Source organism: Nitrospina gracilis 3/211, from assembly GCF_000341545.2.
GTDB lineage: Bacteria > Nitrospinota > Nitrospinia > Nitrospinales > Nitrospinaceae > Nitrospina > Nitrospina gracilis.
Map to the genome: position 1 here is coordinate 2322375 of NZ_HG422173.1, position 18340 is coordinate 2340714.

15 protein-coding genes and 1 pseudogene are annotated in these 18340 nt (G+C 55.3%); 9 read left to right on the forward strand and 7 right to left on the reverse strand.

Features of this window, described 5'->3' with window-relative positions:
• Positions 1 to 3 precede the first annotated feature (3 nt).
• From TX82_RS16345 to TX82_RS11095, 3 genes are all read right to left on the reverse strand, one after another.
• A complete protein-coding gene (locus TX82_RS16345) occupies positions 4 to 177 on the reverse strand; it encodes a hypothetical protein (protein WP_005010474.1) in 174 nt (57 codons plus the stop codon).
• Between the two features lie 68 nt (positions 178 to 245).
• Positions 246 to 914 (reverse strand): precorrin-2 dehydrogenase/sirohydrochlorin ferrochelatase family protein, encoded by a 669-nt coding sequence (locus tag TX82_RS11090; RefSeq protein WP_005010477.1) that lies wholly within the window; start codon positions 912 to 914, stop codon positions 246 to 248.
• Complete coding sequence (locus tag TX82_RS11095; protein ID WP_187291958.1) at positions 904 to 2418, reverse strand: SGNH/GDSL hydrolase family protein; 1515 nt, start codon at positions 2416 to 2418, stop codon at positions 904 to 906. The genes TX82_RS11090 and TX82_RS11095 overlap by 11 nt, the downstream gene beginning before the upstream one ends.
• A 207-nt stretch (positions 2419 to 2625) precedes the next feature.
• Here TX82_RS11095 and TX82_RS11100 point away from each other — a divergent pair, with 207 nt between their 5' ends.
• The 7 genes from TX82_RS11100 (at position 2626) to TX82_RS11130 (ending at position 12616) form a co-directional block, all read left to right on the forward strand.
• Positions 2626 to 2895, forward strand: coding sequence for a hypothetical protein (locus TX82_RS11100; protein ID WP_005010481.1), 270 nt, complete (start codon positions 2626 to 2628; stop codon positions 2893 to 2895).
• Between the two features lie 92 nt (positions 2896 to 2987).
• Positions 2988 to 4283, forward strand: a complete 1296-nt coding sequence (locus TX82_RS11105) for a TolC family protein (protein WP_005010483.1) — start codon at positions 2988 to 2990, stop codon at positions 4281 to 4283.
• A gap of 4 nt (positions 4284 to 4287) precedes the next feature.
• The gene (locus TX82_RS11110; RefSeq protein ID WP_005010493.1) at positions 4288 to 5949 is read left to right on the forward strand and encodes an efflux RND transporter periplasmic adaptor subunit; all 1662 of its coding nucleotides are present in this window, start codon (positions 4288 to 4290) and stop codon (positions 5947 to 5949) included.
• A 45-nt stretch (positions 5950 to 5994) separates the two neighbouring features.
• On the forward strand, positions 5995 to 9198 hold the full coding sequence (locus tag TX82_RS11115; RefSeq protein WP_005010495.1) for an efflux RND transporter permease subunit: 3204 nt from the start codon (positions 5995 to 5997) through the stop codon (positions 9196 to 9198).
• Positions 9134 to 9715, forward strand: a complete 582-nt coding sequence (locus TX82_RS11120) for a hypothetical protein (RefSeq protein ID WP_144079158.1) — start codon at positions 9134 to 9136, stop codon at positions 9713 to 9715. The genes TX82_RS11115 and TX82_RS11120 overlap by 65 nt, the downstream gene beginning before the upstream one ends.
• A gap of 76 nt (positions 9716 to 9791) precedes the next feature.
• Positions 9792 to 10757, forward strand: coding sequence for an AAA family ATPase (locus TX82_RS11125; protein WP_005010500.1), 966 nt, complete (start codon positions 9792 to 9794; stop codon positions 10755 to 10757).
• Positions 10758 to 10768: 11 nt separating this feature from the next.
• Positions 10769 to 12616, forward strand: coding sequence for a hypothetical protein (locus TX82_RS11130; RefSeq protein WP_005010502.1), 1848 nt, complete (start codon positions 10769 to 10771; stop codon positions 12614 to 12616).
• Here the strand turns inward: TX82_RS11130 and tenA are convergent.
• Positions 12604 to 13272: a thiaminase II gene (gene tenA / locus TX82_RS11135; RefSeq protein ID WP_005010506.1), complete on the reverse strand. Its 669-nt coding sequence runs from the start codon at positions 13270 to 13272 to the stop codon at positions 12604 to 12606. The two genes, TX82_RS11130 and tenA, sit on opposite strands and share 13 nt — an antisense overlap.
• Positions 13273 to 13287: 15 nt before the next feature.
• Positions 13288 to 14124 (reverse strand): bifunctional hydroxymethylpyrimidine kinase/phosphomethylpyrimidine kinase, encoded by an 837-nt coding sequence (thiD, locus tag TX82_RS11140; RefSeq protein WP_005010508.1) that lies wholly within the window; start codon positions 14122 to 14124, stop codon positions 13288 to 13290.
• A gap of 236 nt (positions 14125 to 14360) precedes the next feature.
• Here thiD and murJ point away from each other — a divergent pair, with 236 nt between their 5' ends.
• Both murJ and thrH read left to right on the forward strand, forming a co-directional pair.
• Positions 14361 to 15959 (forward strand): murein biosynthesis integral membrane protein MurJ, encoded by a 1599-nt coding sequence (gene murJ, locus TX82_RS11145; RefSeq protein ID WP_005010510.1) that lies wholly within the window; start codon positions 14361 to 14363, stop codon positions 15957 to 15959.
• A gap of 71 nt (positions 15960 to 16030) precedes the next feature.
• On the forward strand, positions 16031 to 16648 hold the full coding sequence (thrH, locus tag TX82_RS11150; RefSeq protein ID WP_005010512.1) for a bifunctional phosphoserine phosphatase/homoserine phosphotransferase ThrH: 618 nt from the start codon (positions 16031 to 16033) through the stop codon (positions 16646 to 16648).
• A 6-nt stretch (positions 16649 to 16654) separates the two neighbouring features.
• Here thrH and TX82_RS11155 read toward each other — a convergent pair whose 3' ends face one another.
• Positions 16655 to 17131: an SH3 domain-containing protein gene (locus TX82_RS11155; RefSeq protein ID WP_005010515.1), complete on the reverse strand. Its 477-nt coding sequence runs from the start codon at positions 17129 to 17131 to the stop codon at positions 16655 to 16657.
• A 5-nt stretch (positions 17132 to 17136) separates the two neighbouring features.
• Positions 17137 to 18340 (reverse strand): annotated as a pseudogene (locus TX82_RS11160) (carboxypeptidase M32); the annotation flags it as partial.

Genomic DNA, 18340 nt, shown 5'->3' on the forward strand with positions numbered 1-18340 from the left:
TTCTTATTTTGTGTCTTCAGGCGTTTCCGGCGGTTTGGTTTTTACCTGTGGTTGATCCACCGATTCGTCTTCCGTCTGAGAAGGGTAATTATGAATGAACCGGGCGTAGCGAACCATCAGGACCAGCATGGCCAGCACGATACCGACCACAATGACTAGAAATACTGAATTGCTCAAAATGAATCTCCCTGACAAGCTGAATATTCTCTTTACATTTTACCAAAAGAAAGGCGGCCCCCTCACCTTCAATCCTGCTTCCGCTTTATTTTCTCCAGCCTCTGTCGGGCAAAATATTCAGCCTCATCCAGACTTCCCCGTTCCAGAAAGCTCTGAATTTCCGGATCGACTATGAGGCTTTGTAGGAATTCCTTTCGTTGCCCGGGGTCGGACAATACCTCCATTGCTAATTTTCGCATCCGCTCCTGCAATTTCACCTGCAACAGGTCCACCCGGGTGATGGTTTGCCTCAGAATCGGTTCCAGCCGGGCTCGGAAGGTTCCCGACATCAGCGGACTTTTCCCGCTGGTCGAAATCGCGACCTTTACATTGTCGTCAAGGGAGATCACTGCCGGGTGGTTGAAATCGCTCACTTCCGGATCGTCCACCGCGTAAACATAAGACCCCGCCTCCAAACCGGATTTCACCAGGTTCCGGTTCAATTCCCGCGAGTCGGTGGCAGCCATGACCAGTATCAAATGGTCGTAATTTTTAAGAAACTCCCCGTTTTCAACAATCATGACGGTGCACTGCACATAGCCTTCTGCCTCCCATTTACGAATGGGCTCGGAGATGCGGTCGGCAACGACGATGATTTCACAATCCTGTCCCAGCAAAGCTTCCACTTTTCGCGTGGCTTCCCGCCCCGCGCCGATCACCACCACCTGCTTGCCCTTCAAATTGAGATCAATCAACATGGTTCGAATTTTCCTTTCGGGAAATCTGGAAACAGTTGTCGATACTGGAACGCTCCGCCTTCGCTTTGCCAATTTCCTCCAAAACAGCCACCCCTTTTTCACACTTATAGAAAGGAAACTCCAGGTACAACCTTCCTATGGTGTACTGTGCATTCAGATATTGGGATTGATCGAATCCCGCCTGCAACACATATTCCCGGGCTGGACGCAACCGATCCCATTTCCACTGGTCTCCGGACGCAATCAGGTTCTGTTTTGCTAGAAAACGCGCAATGCTGTCGGCGATCACCATGTGGCCATTGATATTGGGATGCACATGTTCTAGAAACAGGCCTTCACCCGGCAGGCCTTTTGCCGAAACCCTTTCGAATCTGGGTGCCAGGTCCAGAACCATCCCCCCCTCCTCGGCCCCGACATCTTTTACAATTTGATGGAAACGCAGACAGGCCCGCAGATGAAGCCGGTCGTGCTCGCGGGCCTGCAAATAATGGAACCGGGCCTTGTCCATTTGGTTCAATTGGTCGTAGGCCCGTGCAATCCCATAATGCGCCTCCGCGTATTGCTCATCCTGCTGGTGGGCGGCTTGAAAATGTTTCAACGCCTTTTCATATTGTTCCTCTTTCAATGCATCACGACCTCGCTTTGCGGATTCCAGGATAAGCGTACGCGAACCGGCGGAAATGGTTTCGGAAAATCCGGACCGAATGGGAGAAAAGTCGCGCAGGTTGGAAACCAGGGTGAGGAGCAGGACCTGGATTCCGCGTTTGTTTGCTTTCTGCACCAGGTCCTTCAGGTTGGCTTTGTAATTGCGTTCTGCCTCGGCGTGAAGGGGTTCGTCCCAAACCATGTTTTCCCGGGACAGCATGGCGCGAAACAGGTTTACTTGGCTTTCACGGGTTGCCTTCTCCCTGTCACGGGATTTCAGCCACAAGCTGGCACGTTCCAGCGCCAGATACACACGCGAGTGAAACAAAAAGGTGGCGAGGCGGATCACTTCCCGGTTCTGACCATAATTGACCGCGGAGTTGACGCCGAAGTGTCCGATGAATTCGTTGTGCCCGCTATACACAATGAGGAGATCCGGTTCGTAATCCATCAACTGGGATGTCAGGTCCAGCACACCAAAACTGCTGAGCGCATCGTAACCGGCATTGATCACCTCAACCCGCCTGCCGGGAAGCACATCATTGAGGATGCCCTGCAACAATCCGGAATAACTGATGCGTCGGTCCGTGTAAGGAAATCCGCGCGTGGTGGATGCCCCGACCATGAAGATGCGGTACACCCCGGGTTGCTTTTTGCGCGAAAACTCCGTGTCCTCGTACCACGGTTGATCGGTGAACAGATCGCGAATATTGACAGGCAGGTGTTGGAAATAATGCAGGGCCACGTACTGGGTGTTGAGGGAGACCTTGCCTTCATCCTGCGGACGGGTGCCCGTAATGACAAATTCGAATTGATCACCGAATCCGCCCAGCCGCAACCCCCCTTCAAGCAGAAGCAAACACCCCACCCCCACCCCGAACGAGACAAGGGCTTTAAATAATATGGAGTTACGGAATCGAGTCCACATATGGATCAGCGATGATTTGTCTTGGGAAACGGAGCTTTAATATGAACATTGGGTTTTGAATAATTAAAGGATTGTAGTGCACCGTATTGACAAATTCACCCAATAAGAATTAGATTTGAGAAGAAAGGATTTTCATTTATGGTCCTCAAATTCAAACATCTCGGCTCGGTTATGGTTCTGGTCGCAGTTCTGTTTCTGTGGTGCCAGTCGGCTCAGGCCATGATGATGCCGGAAGAAGCCAGCATGATGAATTGCAGTCAAACCATGATGTGTGGCGTGTGTGCAGTGGCTCTCCACTCTGTATCTCCCGTATTGAATTCGCCGCCGCCGGAAATCCGCATGTATGTTGAAGTCGTTCCCAAAGCACCGGCCCCCCATCCGGTGCCGCTGTACCATCCCCCTCGATAACGCACATACTTTCTCCCTACACAAACGCAACAATTATCGCCCATTTGGGCTAATTATTCCCGTGATGACCTGTGCCCGGGAAGGAGGAATTCATGTGCCGCTATTGGTTTTTTGTGGCCGCACTGTGCCTGGTCCCTTCATTGGGGCTGGCAAAGGATGGCCAACACCGTATTTTTAAAACCACATTAAACAGTTTCATTCAGGAAGCATTGCAAAACAACCCTGAATTGGCGGAAGTACGCCAGAAAATCAAGGTTCTGAAAGAAATCCCGCCGCAACGCAAATCCTTGGAAGACCCGATGATGATGGTCGGATTGATGAACCTTCCCGTTGATACGTTTTCTTTCCGCCAGGAGGCGATGACGCAGAAGCAGATCGAAGTGACGCAGGCGCTCCCCTACCCAGGCAAATTGAATCTTCGCTCCAAAGAAGCTCTTCAGGATGTCCGCATTGCGGAACAGACCCTGCACGACCTGGAACTCGAAATCATCAGGCAGGTAAAAACATCCTTCTATGAAATCTGCTTCTTCCGTGCGGCCCTCGACACCACCCGGCAGAACAAAATTTTGCTTGAACAGTTCGTCACCATTGCCGAGTCCAAATACGCAGTGGGAAAAGGAATCCAGCAGGATGTCCTTCAGGCACAGGTGGAGTTGTCAAAAATACTGGACCGGCTGATTGAACTCGAACAGCTGAAAGATCAGGAAACCGCCCGCCTGAACACTTTGATGGACCGGCTCCCGCAGGCGCCGTTGCACATCCCGCATGGAATCACACAAACACCATTTCATTATACGGTAGAGAACCTGCAAGCGCTGGCCGAGAAAAACCGGCCGGCGCTGAAAGAAATCCAGGAAGCCATCGAAAAAATGAAGGTTCGGAAACAGTTGGCGGAGAAAGAATATTACCCGGATTTCCAGGTGGGTTTCCGCTACGGCCAGCGGCAGGATTCTCCTTTCACGGATCACCCGGATTTTGTTTCAGGGTTTGTCGGAGTCAACATCCCCATCTGGCAAAAAACGAAACAGGACCGCAAAGTGGCGGAGGAGAATTACCGGATTTCCGTTCTTCGGGAATCGTTCCGGAAAGTCCGCAATAAAATTTTCATGGAAATCAAAATGTTGATGGACAAGGAAAAGAAAAACCGGGAACTCATCCAACTGGTGAAAACGGGCATCATCCCGCAGGCCAAACAATCGCTGGAATCGGCACTGGCGGCCTACAGCGTGGACAAAGTTGACTTCCTCACGTTGATCGACAACCAGGTGACCCTTCTCAACTGGGAAATCAAGTACCACCGGGAATTGACTCACTACGAGCAAAACCTGGCGGCCCTGGAAAGCCTGGTGGGTAAAAGCCTCGTTGAGCCGAACAAAACGGAACGGTGAAACCATGACCGATGAAGAAGAATATAACAAACCGCCTAAAGACAATAACAAAGAGGCCGACGGTTCAACTGATGGTAAGGGTACGGATTCCACATCGAAGCAGGATGAGGAAGAAGTTCTGTTTCCTCTAGTGAAACGCATCGAAGGGAAAACCAAACCAGCCCCCGATCGAAAGAGTTTTCGCTGGTTGAATCTGGTTCTGCTGTTCGTGCTGGTGACGGGTTTCTATTTCATCGGTTTTTTGACCGGCCCGGCGCAATGGGAGAACACGAAACGTGCTTTTTCTGAATTCATTTCATTCTCAAAGGAACGCATCGTCCCAGTAAAAGAAAACGTCAAGGAATACATCGAGGCAAAAATGCAACGGCAGGAGACGCCTCAAGGCACCATGCGGGAAGGGTCCGGGTCCGAAAATCAAAAAATGCCCATGCCTGAGATGAAACATAAAAAGGAAAGGCGGAAAGTCAAATACTGGCAGGCGCCGATGGACCCCAGTTACAAACGGGACACTCCCGGAAAAAGTCCGATGGGTATGAACCTCATTCCTGTTTATGAGGATGAGAAGGAAGATTCGGCAATAAAGATCAACCCCACGGTCGTGCAAAACATCGGCGTCAAAACGGAGAAAGTGAAAGTGAGGAAACTGATCCATAACATTCGCACGACCGGCACTCTGACTTATGACGAGAGGAAGGTGCATCACATCCATACCAAATTTGGCGGCTGGATTGAGAAGCTGTATGTGGATTTTACCGGGCAGGAAGTGGACCATGATGACATGCTGATGGAGATTTACAGCCCGGAACTGGTTTCCACTCAGGAGGAATTCCTTTTAGCGCTCCAGTATAAAGAATCCCTGGAAGACAGCCCCTTTAAGGAAATCCGCCGTGGTGCGGAAACACTTCTCTCCTCCACCCGCAGGCGGTTAGAGTTGTTTGATGTGGCACAACACCAGATCCAAGAGTTGATCAAAACCCGAAAAGTGAAAAAGACCATGCACATCCATTCTCCGACCCGGGGATTTGTGGTCCATAAAAAAGCCGAACACGGCCAGTATGTCGAACCCGGAACCCCGCTTTACACCATTGCGGACCTGTCCCGCATCTGGGTGCTGGCCGACATCTATGAGTACGAAATGCCCTGGATTGAGATCGGTCAGGAAGCTACGATGAATCTCCCCTATTTCCCGGGAAATCAGTTTAAAGGCAGGGTTACATACATCGATCCTTTCCTCGATCCCAAAACCCGAACGATCAAGGTCCGCATGGAATTTGAAAATCCTGAATGGGCCTTGAAGCCGGCCATGTATGCCAACGTTACCTTAAAATCTCCTCTTGCCAAAAAGGGAGTGGCGGTACCGGAACAGGCGGTGATCCGGTCCGGCGACATGGACATGGTGGTGGTCCAGAATGAAAAAGGGAAATTTGAAACCAGACAAGTGGCACTGGGAGTTGAGGCCGAAGGGTATTACCAGGTGCTCAGGGGATTGAAGTCGGGTGAAACGGTCGTCACATCCTCCAGTTTTCTGATCGACTCAGAAAGCCGGTTGAAGGAGGCGATGGACAAGCTGGACAGTTCTTCCGGGAATCCCGAACCGAAAGAAACTCAAAAGCCGGGAAAGCTGGAACTGAAACTGGATAACAAGAGAACCGCCCATAACCATTGATGTCATGAAACCGTTTATCACCGAAGGGATGGTCCGGGAAAAATCATGCTGAAACGAATCATAGGGGCTTCGCTCAAAAACCGGTTTCTGGTTTTGCTGGGCGCGCTTGGGGTTTTCATCTGGGGCGTGCATTCCATGAAGACCATCAACCTGGATGCCATCCCGGATTTGAGCGACGTGCAGGTCATCGTTTTCACCGAGTATCCGGGCCAAGCCCCGCAGATTGTTGAGGACCAGATCACCTACCCTCTCACGACCACCATGCTGTCCGTTCCCTTTGCAAAAGTGGTTCGCGGTTATTCTTATTTCGGCCTGTCGTTCGTGTACATCATTTTCGAAGATGGAACCGATCTGTACTGGGCGCGGAGCCGGGTTCTGGAGCAGTTGAACTTCGTCTCTAAAAGACTGCCGCAGGGCGTCACCCCGTCTCTCGGCCCCGATGCCACCGGAGTGGGCTGGGTTTATCAGTATGCTTTGGTGGACCGCACGGGCCAGCACGATCTTTCGGAATTGCGGTCCATCCAGGACTGGTATTTGCGCTACGAACTGCAAACGGTGACCGGCGTGTCCGAGGTGGCGAGCATCGGCGGCTATGTGAAGCAGTATCAGGTGGAGGTCGATCCCAATAAGCTGAAGGCCTACGATATACCGCTCACAAAGGTGAAACATGCGATCCAGCGGAGCAACAACGATGTCGGCGGGCGATTGCTTGAAATGTCCGAAACTGAATACATGGTTCGGGGACTGGGCTACATTGAAAAACTGGAGGACATCGAAAACATCCCGTTGGGTGTCGATCCGCAGGGGACGCCGATTCTCGTCAGAGATGTCGGCCGCGTGAACCTGGGGCCGGACCTGCGCCGGGGCCTGGCAGAATTGAACGGCGAGGGAGAAACGGTTGGTGGCATCATCGTCCAGCGTTTCGGCGAAAACGCCATGGATGTCATCCACAAGGTCAAACACAAACTCGACCAACTGAAAAAAGGACTGCCGGACGGAGTGGAAATCATCGAGGTGTACGACCGCTCCAAACTCATTCAACGCGCCATCGACAATCTGAAAGAAAAACTGATCGAAGAAAGCATCGCCGTCGCCCTGATCAGTGTCTTTTTCCTTCTGCATCTTCGGTCCTCACTGGTGGCCATCATCACCATTCCCATGGGCATCCTCATGGCGTTCATCGTCATGAAATACCAGGGACTGAATGCGAACATCATGTCTCTTGGAGGCATCGCCATCGCCATCGGTGCCATGATCGACGGCGCCATTGTGATGATCGAAAACGCGCACAAACACTTGGAGCGCGACCGCGGCAAAAAGGATCACTGGCAGATCATTTACGAAGCGGCGTCGGAAGTCGGACCGGCGTTGTTTTACAGCCTGCTCATCATCACGGTTTCCTTCTTGCCCGTGTTCACGCTGGAAGCGCAGGAAGGCCGCCTGTTCTCTCCGCTCGCGTTCACCAAAACGTATTCCATGGCGGCCTCGGCCATCCTGGCCATCACGCTGGTCCCCGTCATCATGGGGTTTTTCATACGGGGCCGCATTTTGCCGGAGAAGAAAAACCCCATCACCTGGTTGCTGGAGAACCTGTTCCGCCCCCTCCTCTGGCTCGCCCTGCGGATGAAGACGCTGATCATTCTGGCGGCAGTATTGATCGTGCTCGCGACTTTGGTCCCCCTGGAAAAGCTTGGATCGGAGTTCATGCCGCCTCTGGATGAAGGCGATCTGCTGTACATGCCCACCACCCTGCCGGGTATTTCCATCACCAAAGCCCGCCAGCTTTTACAGCAGACGGACAAGATCATCCGCCAGTTTCCGGAAGTCAAAAACGTGTTCGGCAAGATAGGCCGCGCGGAAACCGCCACCGATCCGGCTCCTCTGAGCATGATCGAAACCACCATCACGCTAAAACCGAAATCCGCCTGGCGGCCGGGGGTGACGATGGATACGTTGATCGAAGAAATGGATCAGGCGTTGCAGTTTCCCGGATTGACCAACACCTGGACCATGCCCATCAAAACCCGCATCGACATGCTTTCTACCGGGATCAAGACGCCCGTGGGCATCAAAATCTCTGGAGACAATCTAAAACAGCTTCAGCAACTGGGGCAACGCATTGAGGCCATCGTCCGCAATGTTCCCGGCACCGCGAGCGTCTATTCCGAGCGCGTGGTCGGAGGCAATTACTTCGATTTTGTCATCGACCGCAAACAGGCCGCGCGTTATGGATTGACCGTGGGCGACGTTCAGGATGTCATCCAGACCGCAATCGGCGGCATGAACATCACCACCACGATCGAAGGACTGGAACGCTACCCCGTCAACCTGCGCTACAGCCGGGGACTGCGCGACAGCATCAACAGTCTGGAGCGGGTGCTGATCCCCACGCCTCGCGGCGAGCACATTCCCATGGCGCAGGTGGCGAAAATCGAAATCAAAAAAGGCCCTCCGGTCATCAAAACCGAAAACGCCCGGCTGAACGCATGGATTTACATCGACATCAAAAACATCGACGTCGGCACCTATGTGCAAAGAGCGCAGGGCATATTGAATCAGCAGATTTCCCTGCCCGCCGGTTACAACCTGATCTGGAGCGGCCAATACGAATACATGCAACGCGCCAAAAAACGGTTGCAACTCATCGTCCCGGTCACTCTGTTCGTCATATTCATACTGCTCTATCTCAACTTCCGGAATATAACCGAAAGCATCATCGTCATGCTGTCCCTGCCCTTCGCGCTGGTGGGCGGCATCTGGTATCTGTATTTTCTCAATTACGAACTCAGCGTGGCTGTGGCGGTGGGGTTCATCGCGCTGGCGGGGGTGGCGGCGGAGATCGGCGTCCTCGTTCTGGTGTATATCGACCAGGCCTACAAGCAGAAACGGCAGGCGGGGGACATCCGTTCGAAAACGGATATCCGCGTTGCGGTTCTGCAAGGCACGTCGGAACGCGTGCGGCCCATTCTGATGACCGTCGTGTCCACAGTCGGCGGCCTTCTGCCTATCATGCTGGGGGCCGGAACGGGTTCGGACGTGATGAAGCGCATCGCCGCACCGATGGTCGGCGGCATGATCTCCGCCACGATCCTGACCCTCATCGTTTTGCCGACTCTGTATAACCTGATTCTCGAAATTCGTTTCAACCGGGATTCCAACTTGGATGAAAAGGAGGAGGAGTTAAATGAAACAAAAATGCTTCCTGATGGTTCTCATCGCAGGGATACTGCCGCTCATCCCACTCATTGAGACAGGTCACACTCATGTCATTCCGGAGGATGAACTCCGCAACAAGATTTATCTCAGTAAACGCGATGCCTTGAAAGCGGTGTTCAAAGGCATGAACAAGATCAAACACAGAAAAGACCATCTGACCGAACCCAAGGTGGAAAAAATCAAGGCGCTGACGGGGCAACCTCCCGGCGGCACGCGCCTGGATTATTATTATGGCATCCGCGACGACGGTAAAAAGCTGTACGCGTTCATCTCCACCGCCGATTCCAATTCCCATCCTCCATCCAAAGCGGTGTTCATCACGCTGGTAGATGGCCGGGGCTCGGTTCAGGATGTCAAGATCATGGAGTACAAAGGCCCCCAGCGCGCCGAAATCATTTCTCCTTCATTTTTGAATCAGTTTGTCGGGAAAACGGCGGAATCGGATTTTACTTCCATCTCCTCCAACCAGGGAAGATCCCTCCCCGTACGCTCGCTGGCCAAGGCAGTCCATCGCATTGCCGCCAAAGTGCTGGTCCTGACAGGGAAGTAGTGCACGCCTTCCACCTCCTTGACACCCACCGGTTCCAACCGTATTCTTGAGTCGGAATACAACTCGATCGAGGCTTATGAAGGACGACGTCAAAAGCACCAATACCAAACATGAGACCGCCACCATCGGCGGCATCAACCTGACCCTCAGCCCCGCCGACGACAGCGAGGTGACGTGGATCGGGCAGGAAGAGATCCTGCGCCAGATTCTCGCCTGCTGGATGGTGGTGGCGGAAAAGGACCTGCCGCTGTCGCCGCGCATCATTGGCATGCCTGGCATCGGCAAAACCACACTGTGCATGGTGGCCGCGCACAAGCGCAACCAGCCGCTTTATATCTTTCAATGCACCAGCGACACGCGTCCCGAAGACCTGCTGGTCACCCCCGTGCTGGCGGAGAACGGCAGGATCTCCTACCACGCCTCACCGCTGGTCACGGCCATGATCCAGGGCGGCATCTGCATCCTCGACGAAGGCAACCGCATGAACGAGAAAAGCTGGGCGTCGCTCGCCCCGCTTCTCGACCACAGGCGCTACGTCGAGTCCATCATCGCCGGAATTCAGATCAAGGCGCACGCGGAGTTCCGCGCCTGCGTCACCATGAACAACGATGAATCCACGTTCGAGATTCCCGACTACATCCTGTCGCGCCTGCAACCGACTCTTCAATTGCAGATGCCATCGCAGGAAGACGAGATGGCGATTCTGCAATACCACCTGCCCTTCGCCGAACAGGACCTGTTGGACATGACCGTGCAGTTCCTGCAAAAGTCGCATCAACTGGACCTTGACTTCTCGCCGCGCGATGGCATCCACATCCTTCAGTACGCAATCAAACGGTTGAAGCAGGACGCGGATCATCCCATTTCCAAAGACGCCATCTGGAGCGAAGCGGTTGAGAAGGTTTTGAGCGAGGAAGCGCTCAATCTCGACCGGCTGGCGGAACGCAAAAGCCGCGCACTGGGCTCCGACCGCCTGCCGATGGGGTTGGGCGATTTCTTCTTCGGCGACGACAATCCCCTGCATCCCGACATGGACCGCTGAGGAAATAAAAAATGACCGCCCCGGCTCCCGCCACCGAAAACGTGTTTGCCCTGGGTGAACATATCCAGGTGCTTCCTGTCGTACACGGAAGCGGTCACTTCACCCGCGAAGTGCGGCAACGTCTGCTGGCGTCCGGGTGCGACTGCCTCGCCGTGTGCCTGCCGCCGGAGTATGAGGCCACGGTGCTTCGCGGACTCGATCTGCTTCCCGCCATAACCATCAGTTGCGTGGAGGAGGAAGACGGCACGGTCACCTACGTTCCCGTCGATCCCTCGCAACCCGTCATCATGGCGCTCCGCATCGCACGGCAGGAAAACATTCCCTGCGAGTTCATCGACCTGAGCGTGCAAAACTACCAGCCGCGCAAAATGGATTTCCCAGACACCGCCGCACTGCAACAGATGTCGATGGAAAAATTAGCCGTCAGCATGCTTCCCTTTCTGCCGAAACCGGAAAAAAACAGCCAGGCGGACCTGCGTTGTCGCTGGATGGCCCATCAACTCCACCGGCTGGAGATCGAACACAAAAAAGTTCTCTTCATTTGTTCCATTCTCGACTGGCCGTGGATCAAACAGGCCTACGACGAACGCGCCCCGTACCCCAACCCCGAAAGGCCGCCGCAGTTGCCGACACTCTACAGCGTGCACCCGGACACCTTGTTTTTTGCGCTCAGTGAATTTCCGTACATCACGTATCTATACGAACACCGGCGGCAGACCATGCGTTCCGACAAAAACGTCGCCATCGACGGGGTGAAGGAAATCCTCATCCGGGCGCGCGAGCGCTATCTGCAGAAACACAGGGTGCGCTATCACAACCTGACACAACAAAGTTTCCAGATTTTTCTGCAGTACGTGCGCAATCTGACATTGATGGAACACCGCCTGACACCGGACCTCTACACGCTGGCGGTGGCGGCGAAGCAGATCGGTGGCGATCCCTTCGCCATCGCGCTGGTCGAGGCGGCGCGGGAGTATCCATACCAGGAAGGCGCGGACGAACTCGACACGGTAGCGCTGGGTATCGATCAGGCCACGTTCGGGGACGAGGGTCCGGTGAACATGAAGAACCGCCTGTCGGAGACAGCACAAGTCTGGCGCACGCTGAACCTGAAACCGGAGCCGGACAAGCTGAAGAAACAGGACTACCGCTATCGCTGGAATCCTTACGGCCAATGCTCATGGCCGCCGGAAGACGAGAAAATCGAAAACCTCAACTCCCACATCCGAGAACAGACGCGCCATCTTTTGGCACACGATCTGGCCCGCTCGGAAAAGTTCACCACCTCGGTGAAGGACGGCATCGATCTGCGCGACACGCTCCGTAACTGGCACACGGGCGACATCTATGTGAAAGAAATTCCGCCTTCGCGTGGCAACGTAGAGGTGGTGGTGATGTTATTCGAGATGGAGCCGCAACCGGACCGCTACGGCTGGCGGCAGACCTGGTACGCCGAGCACGAGAACGAATCGACGTTATGCTTCTTTGCCACCAACTACATGGACAACCTGATCGGGCCGGGCATCGGCGAGGCGACTTACGGCGGATGCATGTTGATTTATCCGCCGCGCCCCATCCCCAACGTATGGGAAGATCCGCGCTTTTCAATGGGAGAGACGCTGGAGGAAAGGCTGCTCGAGGCGGGGTTGTTTCATTCGCAGGAACGGCACGTGGCGGTGGTCTCGCCGGGCGCGCCACCCGCATCGTGGCGGCGCATGGCGCGTCACTATAAAAAACGCCTCATCCACCTGCCGCTCAAACGCCTGTCTGTGCAGACCGTTGAACGCGTCCGCCGTTTCCACGTGTTGAACGGCAAGCACATCCGCTCCTACGCCACCCGCTTTATTCAGGAGTTGTGAAGCGATGCGGAGGCCCATGTCCGCATGTGATATGCGCAATCCCAGAACATCCATTCCAACTGCGTCGATTTGATGAACGCTTCCATCATGGCTTCGCGCGTGGCGGCGCTCACTCCTTCGGCAACGCGGTCGGTGAGGTCGATGGCCTGATCCACCACAGCGCCGAACTCCGGGCTCGAATACATGTCGATCCAGTTCTGGTAAGTGTTGTCCGGCTTCGCGTTTTTATGGATGTGCAGTCCCACCTCGCGGTAAATCCAGAAACAAGGGAGCAAGGCGGCAATGCCCACTTGATAACTGTCGTGCGTTGCCGTGGACAACAGAAACTTTGTGTAAGTGAAGCACCCCGGTTCCCGTTCGGCGTCGAGCTTGATTTTAAAGAAGTCGAAGTAGAACTGGTGCAACGACCGCTCAGCGACAATGGCGCCTTTCGAAAAGTCAAGAAGGAGCACGATATCGTCCGGGGTCGGCGCTTTCGACGCGGCGATGGCCAGAGCGCGGGCGAAGTCTTCCAGATAAAGCGAGTCCTGCTTTATGTAAAACTGGAAGCGTTCTTCCTTCAGCGTGCCCTCCCCCAGCTCCCGGTTGAACGGGTGATCGAGGATGTCCTGATAGGTACTGGTGATGGAAGCCCAGGCGTCTTTCGTGAATGACATGGAGTCTCCTTCAGATTAAATTTGCGTATTCCACAGTTTGAAGAAATGTGCGACCGGACCTTTGCCGTGACCCAGCCGGTACGGCGCGCCGTTTTCCAACGCAGCGGAGATGTATTCTTTCGCCTGACGCACCGCGTCGTTCAACGCTTCCCCCCGCGCCAGGTACGCCGCAATCGCCGATGAAAACGTGCACCCGGTTCCGTGCACGTTGTGCGTGTCCACGTGCACGTGTTTCAGCCAATGTTTTTTTGCGTCCCCATTTGCCTGGGAACAAAAACAGTCGTCGTTCCCCGCCGTCACCGGAGGGCCGCCCTTCACCACCACCGCTTGCGGACCCATCTCAGCCAGTTTGCGCGCGGCTTGTTCCATATCGTCATCGGTGTCGATGCCGACCCCCAGCAACGCTTCGGCTTCCTTGAGGTTTGGCGTCAAGACCGTCGCCAGCGGGAGCAGTTCCGATTTCAACGCCGCAACGGCCTCATCGCGGATCAGGCGGTCGCCGCTTTTGGCGAACATGACGGGATCGAGCACCACGCGCTGAACGTCGAACCGCTTGAGTCCTTTGGCAACTTCATGAATGGTGTCCGGGTTGTGGAGCATGCCGACCTTCACCGCATCCGCGCCAATGTCGCCCAGCACCGCATCCAACTGCTGGCGCACGAATTCGGCCGGCACATCATGGATACCGGTGACGCCCTGCGTGTTCTGCGCAGTGAGCGCGGTGAGAACGGACATTCCGTAACAGCCGAGCGCCGAAAACGTTTTGAGGTCGGCCTGAATGCCCGCACCGCCGCCGCTGTCTGACCCGGCAATGGTGAGGGTACGAATGTATTGGGAAGAGTCCGGTTTCATGTTGTTAATAGAATATTCATTTGGAAAACGGGAGTGATGCACTCGATAAACTCCAACACGCCCGACCATGGGGTCCCTATTGTGCTCGAAAACGCCTGCCCGCGCAATCCATTTATGGCTTGAGTTTGCCCCATAAATAATTGATAATAAAAACCTTAACGGGTCATTGGGAGGCATGAGCGCTGTTTGCTTCAGGCTTCCCGGGCCCTCCCTCGTGACTTCAAACCTTCCTGTGCATGGATAAAAACGAAAAAGTCAGCCGGGCGGCGGGCACGGTGGGCGGCATGACCCTGGCTTCCCGGCTGTTCGGGTTTCTGCGCGACGTGGTCATCGGCTGGAGTTTCGGTGCGTCGGCGGCGGCGGATGCGTTTTTCGTCGCGTTTCGCATTCCCAACATCCAGCGCCGCATCCTGGGCGAAGGCGCGGTGAGCGCCGCCATGATCCCCGTTTACGGCGAGTACGTCAACACGCGGAGCAAAGAAGACACCCGGCGCTTCGCTTCCAACCTGTTCAACATCCAGACTGTGGTGCTGGTGCTGGTCACCCTCGGCATCATCGGCCTCGCGCCGTTCGTCATCACCGTCTTCGCGCCGGGTTTTCTCGATGAGCCCGGCAAGTTCGAGCTCACTGTATCGCTGACGCGCTGGATGGGACCGTTTCTGATTTTCATCGGACTGAGCGCGTTCTGCATGGGCCTGCTCAACACGCACGGCAACTTCGCCCTGCCCGCCGCCGCGCCGGTGATCCTCAACATCGGCATGATCGTGGGCGCGCTGTTCATTTCGCCTTACATGGAACAACCAATCATGGGCCTCGCACTGGGCGTGCTGTTAGGTGCGTTTCTGCAATTGATGGTGCAGTTGCCGCGCACCTTTCAGAGCGGACTGAAACTGTCGTGGGTGCTCGATTGGAAAGATCCCGGCATCATTAAAGTGGCCAAACTGCTCGGACCCGCCATCGTCGCCTTCGGTGTCTATGAAGTGAGTCTTTTGATCGAAACCCTGCTGGCGTCGCTGTTACCGGGCGGTTCGATCTCCTTCCTCTATTACGCCAACCGGCTGGTGCAGTTGCCGCTCGGCGTGTTCGGTGTAGCTTTGGGAATCGCCATCCTGCCAACACTCACCGAGCAGGCGTCGAAGCAGGAGTTCACCGAGCTTCGCGGCACGCTGAATTTCGGTATCCGCTGGATCCTGTTCATCACCATCCCTGCGACGGTGGGACTGGCGGTACTCAGTTTTCCCATCATCCAGACCCTGTGGGAGCGCGGCGAGTTCATCCGCGCCACCACCGAGGGCACGCAGTACGCGCTGATCTTCTACGCCGTCGGCCTGTGCGCCTTCTGCGGCATGAAGATCCTGGTCTCCGCCTTCTATTCGTTGCAGGATACGAAAACTCCGATGCGCATCGGCATCTACACCATGATTTTAAACGTGGGGCTGGCGGTGGCCTTGATGGGTCCGTTGAAACACGGCGGGTTGGCCTTGGCGACGTCGCTGTCTTCCATCGCCAACGCGGCGGTGCTGGTGTATCTGCTCAAAAAACGCTTGGGACGGCTGGGAGGACGCAAGATCGTCGCCTCCATCCTGCGTTTCTCGTTCGCTTCCGCACTGATGGGTGTGGCCGTGCATTACTTGAACGCATGGCTGTTCGTGCCCACCGACAGCCTGATCGTACGGCTGACCGTGCTGGTGGGAGAAGTGTTCTTCGGCGCGGCACTCTATGCCGGCATTTCTGCGGTGATGAAGGTCGAGGAATGGCACTTCCTCGTGAAGCTTGTCAAAAACCGCAATGCGGCGAAAGCCCGGCCGGACACCCTGCCGGAAGACCTGCCCTGACAGCTTGCCCTTGTATTGCCCGATTCTTTCCCTATAATGTGGCCTCCACGAAACCTAGAAAGGAGTTTGCAATGCTGGCCTGCCTGGACCTGGAAGGGGTGCTGATCCCGGAAATCTGGATCGCGTTTGCCGAGAAAACCGGTATCGAGAAACTGCGCCTCACCACCCGCGACATTCCCGACTACGACGAGCTGATGCAGGGTCGCCTGAAAATCCTCGACGAAAACAACCTGAAGCTGGACGATATCCAGAGCGTGATCGGCACGCTGACCCCCCTGGACGGAGCGAAAGAATTTCTGGACTGGCTGAAGTCCGAGTTCCAGGTGATCATCCTGTCCGACACGTTTTACCAGTTCGCCGGGCCGCTGATGGCTCAACTGGATTACCCCACCCTGTTCTGCCACGAGCTGGTGGTGGAGGGCGACGGACGCATCGCCGACTACCGCCTGCGCCAGCCAGATGGCAAGACCAAGGCGGTGGCCGCGCTGAAAAACCTGAACTTCAAGGTCATCGCTTCCGGCGACTCGTACAACGACACGGGGATGTTGAAAGAAGCGCACGCCGGGATTTTCTTCAAACCGCCGGAGAGCATCACCCACGAGTTCCCGCAGTTTCCGGTAACGCATACCTTTGAGGAATTGAAGAACGCCTTCATCGAGACGCGGGCGCGTCTCACCAATGGATGCTGATAGACATCATTCGACGCGGGCGGACAGCAGGTTGGTGGAAACCCATCCTTCTTTTCCGTTCAAATCCACCTTGCTCCAGTCATCGTTCTTTTCGGTGACGACGATCTTCTCACCTTTCGTCACCACGGTGATGACCCCACTGTCGGTATTGGGTTGCTCGCGCACGTTGGCGCGGTCCACACGGACATAGTGGATGATCTTGAGGTCTTCGTCCTGCGGCCGGTCTTCCGGTGCAACTACCTCTTCCCCGCCTTCGGGAATATCGTTGTTCCACGACACCCCGGCCTTTAAAGCGACGATGCCACCGAACACCAGCAGGATGAGAACAATCGCCACCACCGCTTTGGACAGGGGCAGGCCTCCTTCCGGGATGGCAGGCGGCGGCGCGGGCGGCTCGCAGTTTTGGCAGAAGACCGCATTCGGCGGCAGGGGTTTCTGGCAGACCACGCAATATTCAGTGATGTTCGCCTGGTTTTCTTCCATTGCTTTCAGCTGCGTGCCTGGTTGCCTTCCAGTCGGTAAATCGCCGTGTACTTCTCCTGAAGGTAGGTGATGAACGGTTCCGGATTAAAGGGTTCTCCCGTCACCTGTGTGAGCAGAGTGTCGGTATCGTGGAGTTTGCCTTTCGAGTGAACGTTGCGGTTCAGCCAGTCCTTGATGACTTGGAAATTGCCGTTCCGCACATGGTCGCGAATGTCCGGCACTTCGCGTTCCAGCGCCCTGTAGAACTGGCAGGCCATCATCGCTCCCAGCGTGTATGATGGAAAATAACCGAACGCGCCGCCGCTCCAGTGCACATCCTGAAGCACGCCTTCACGGTCATTGGCTGGACGGACCCCAAGATAGGCCTCCATCTTGTCGTTCCAGATCTCAGGCAGATCCTTCACCGACATTGAACCGTCAAAAAGCCCTCTTTCAATTTCATACCTCAAAATCACATGCATGGGATACGTCACCTCGTCGGCTTCGACGCGGATGAACGACGGCTGGCTCACGTTGATGGCTTCGTATGCCGTGTGTGGATCGATGCCGCGGAACGATTCCGGAAAGGTTTCCGCCAGCAGGCCGCAGTACCGCTCGATGAACGCTTCCTGCTGGGCGATCATGCGTTCCCAGAAAAGGGACTGCGACTCGTGCACACCGGTGGTGAGTGCTTCCGACACCGGCAGGGCTTTTTGATCTTTCATCCGGCCCTGCTCGTAAAGCGCGTGGCCGGTTTCGTGAACCGCGGCGTAGAGCGATTCGATGAAATTATCCTCACGGTAGCGGGTGGTGATGCGCACGTCCGTGCAATCGCCGCCGCCGCAAAACGGATGCACCGAGACATCCACCCGGCCGTTGTCGAAATTGAACCCCATGTCGCGGATCACCCGTTGCCCCAGTTCCTTTTGTTTTGCAATGGGAAACGTGCCCTGCAGGAATGAGGTGTCCGGCTTGTAGTCGCTGTCCTGAATGGCGGCGATGAGCGGCACCAGTTCCGCCTTCAGACGCTCGAAAACAGGGTCGATGCGCTGCATGGTGAAGCCCCGCTCGAAAACGTCGATATTCACGTCATAAGCGGGGCGGGCGGGGTCGATGCACTTTGCCCACTCTTTTTTAAGCTCAACCATTTTCTCAAGAAGTGGCGCGAAGTCATTGAATTTATTTTCTCGCGAGCTTGCACCCAGACATGATGACCGCGCGACCCCAGCT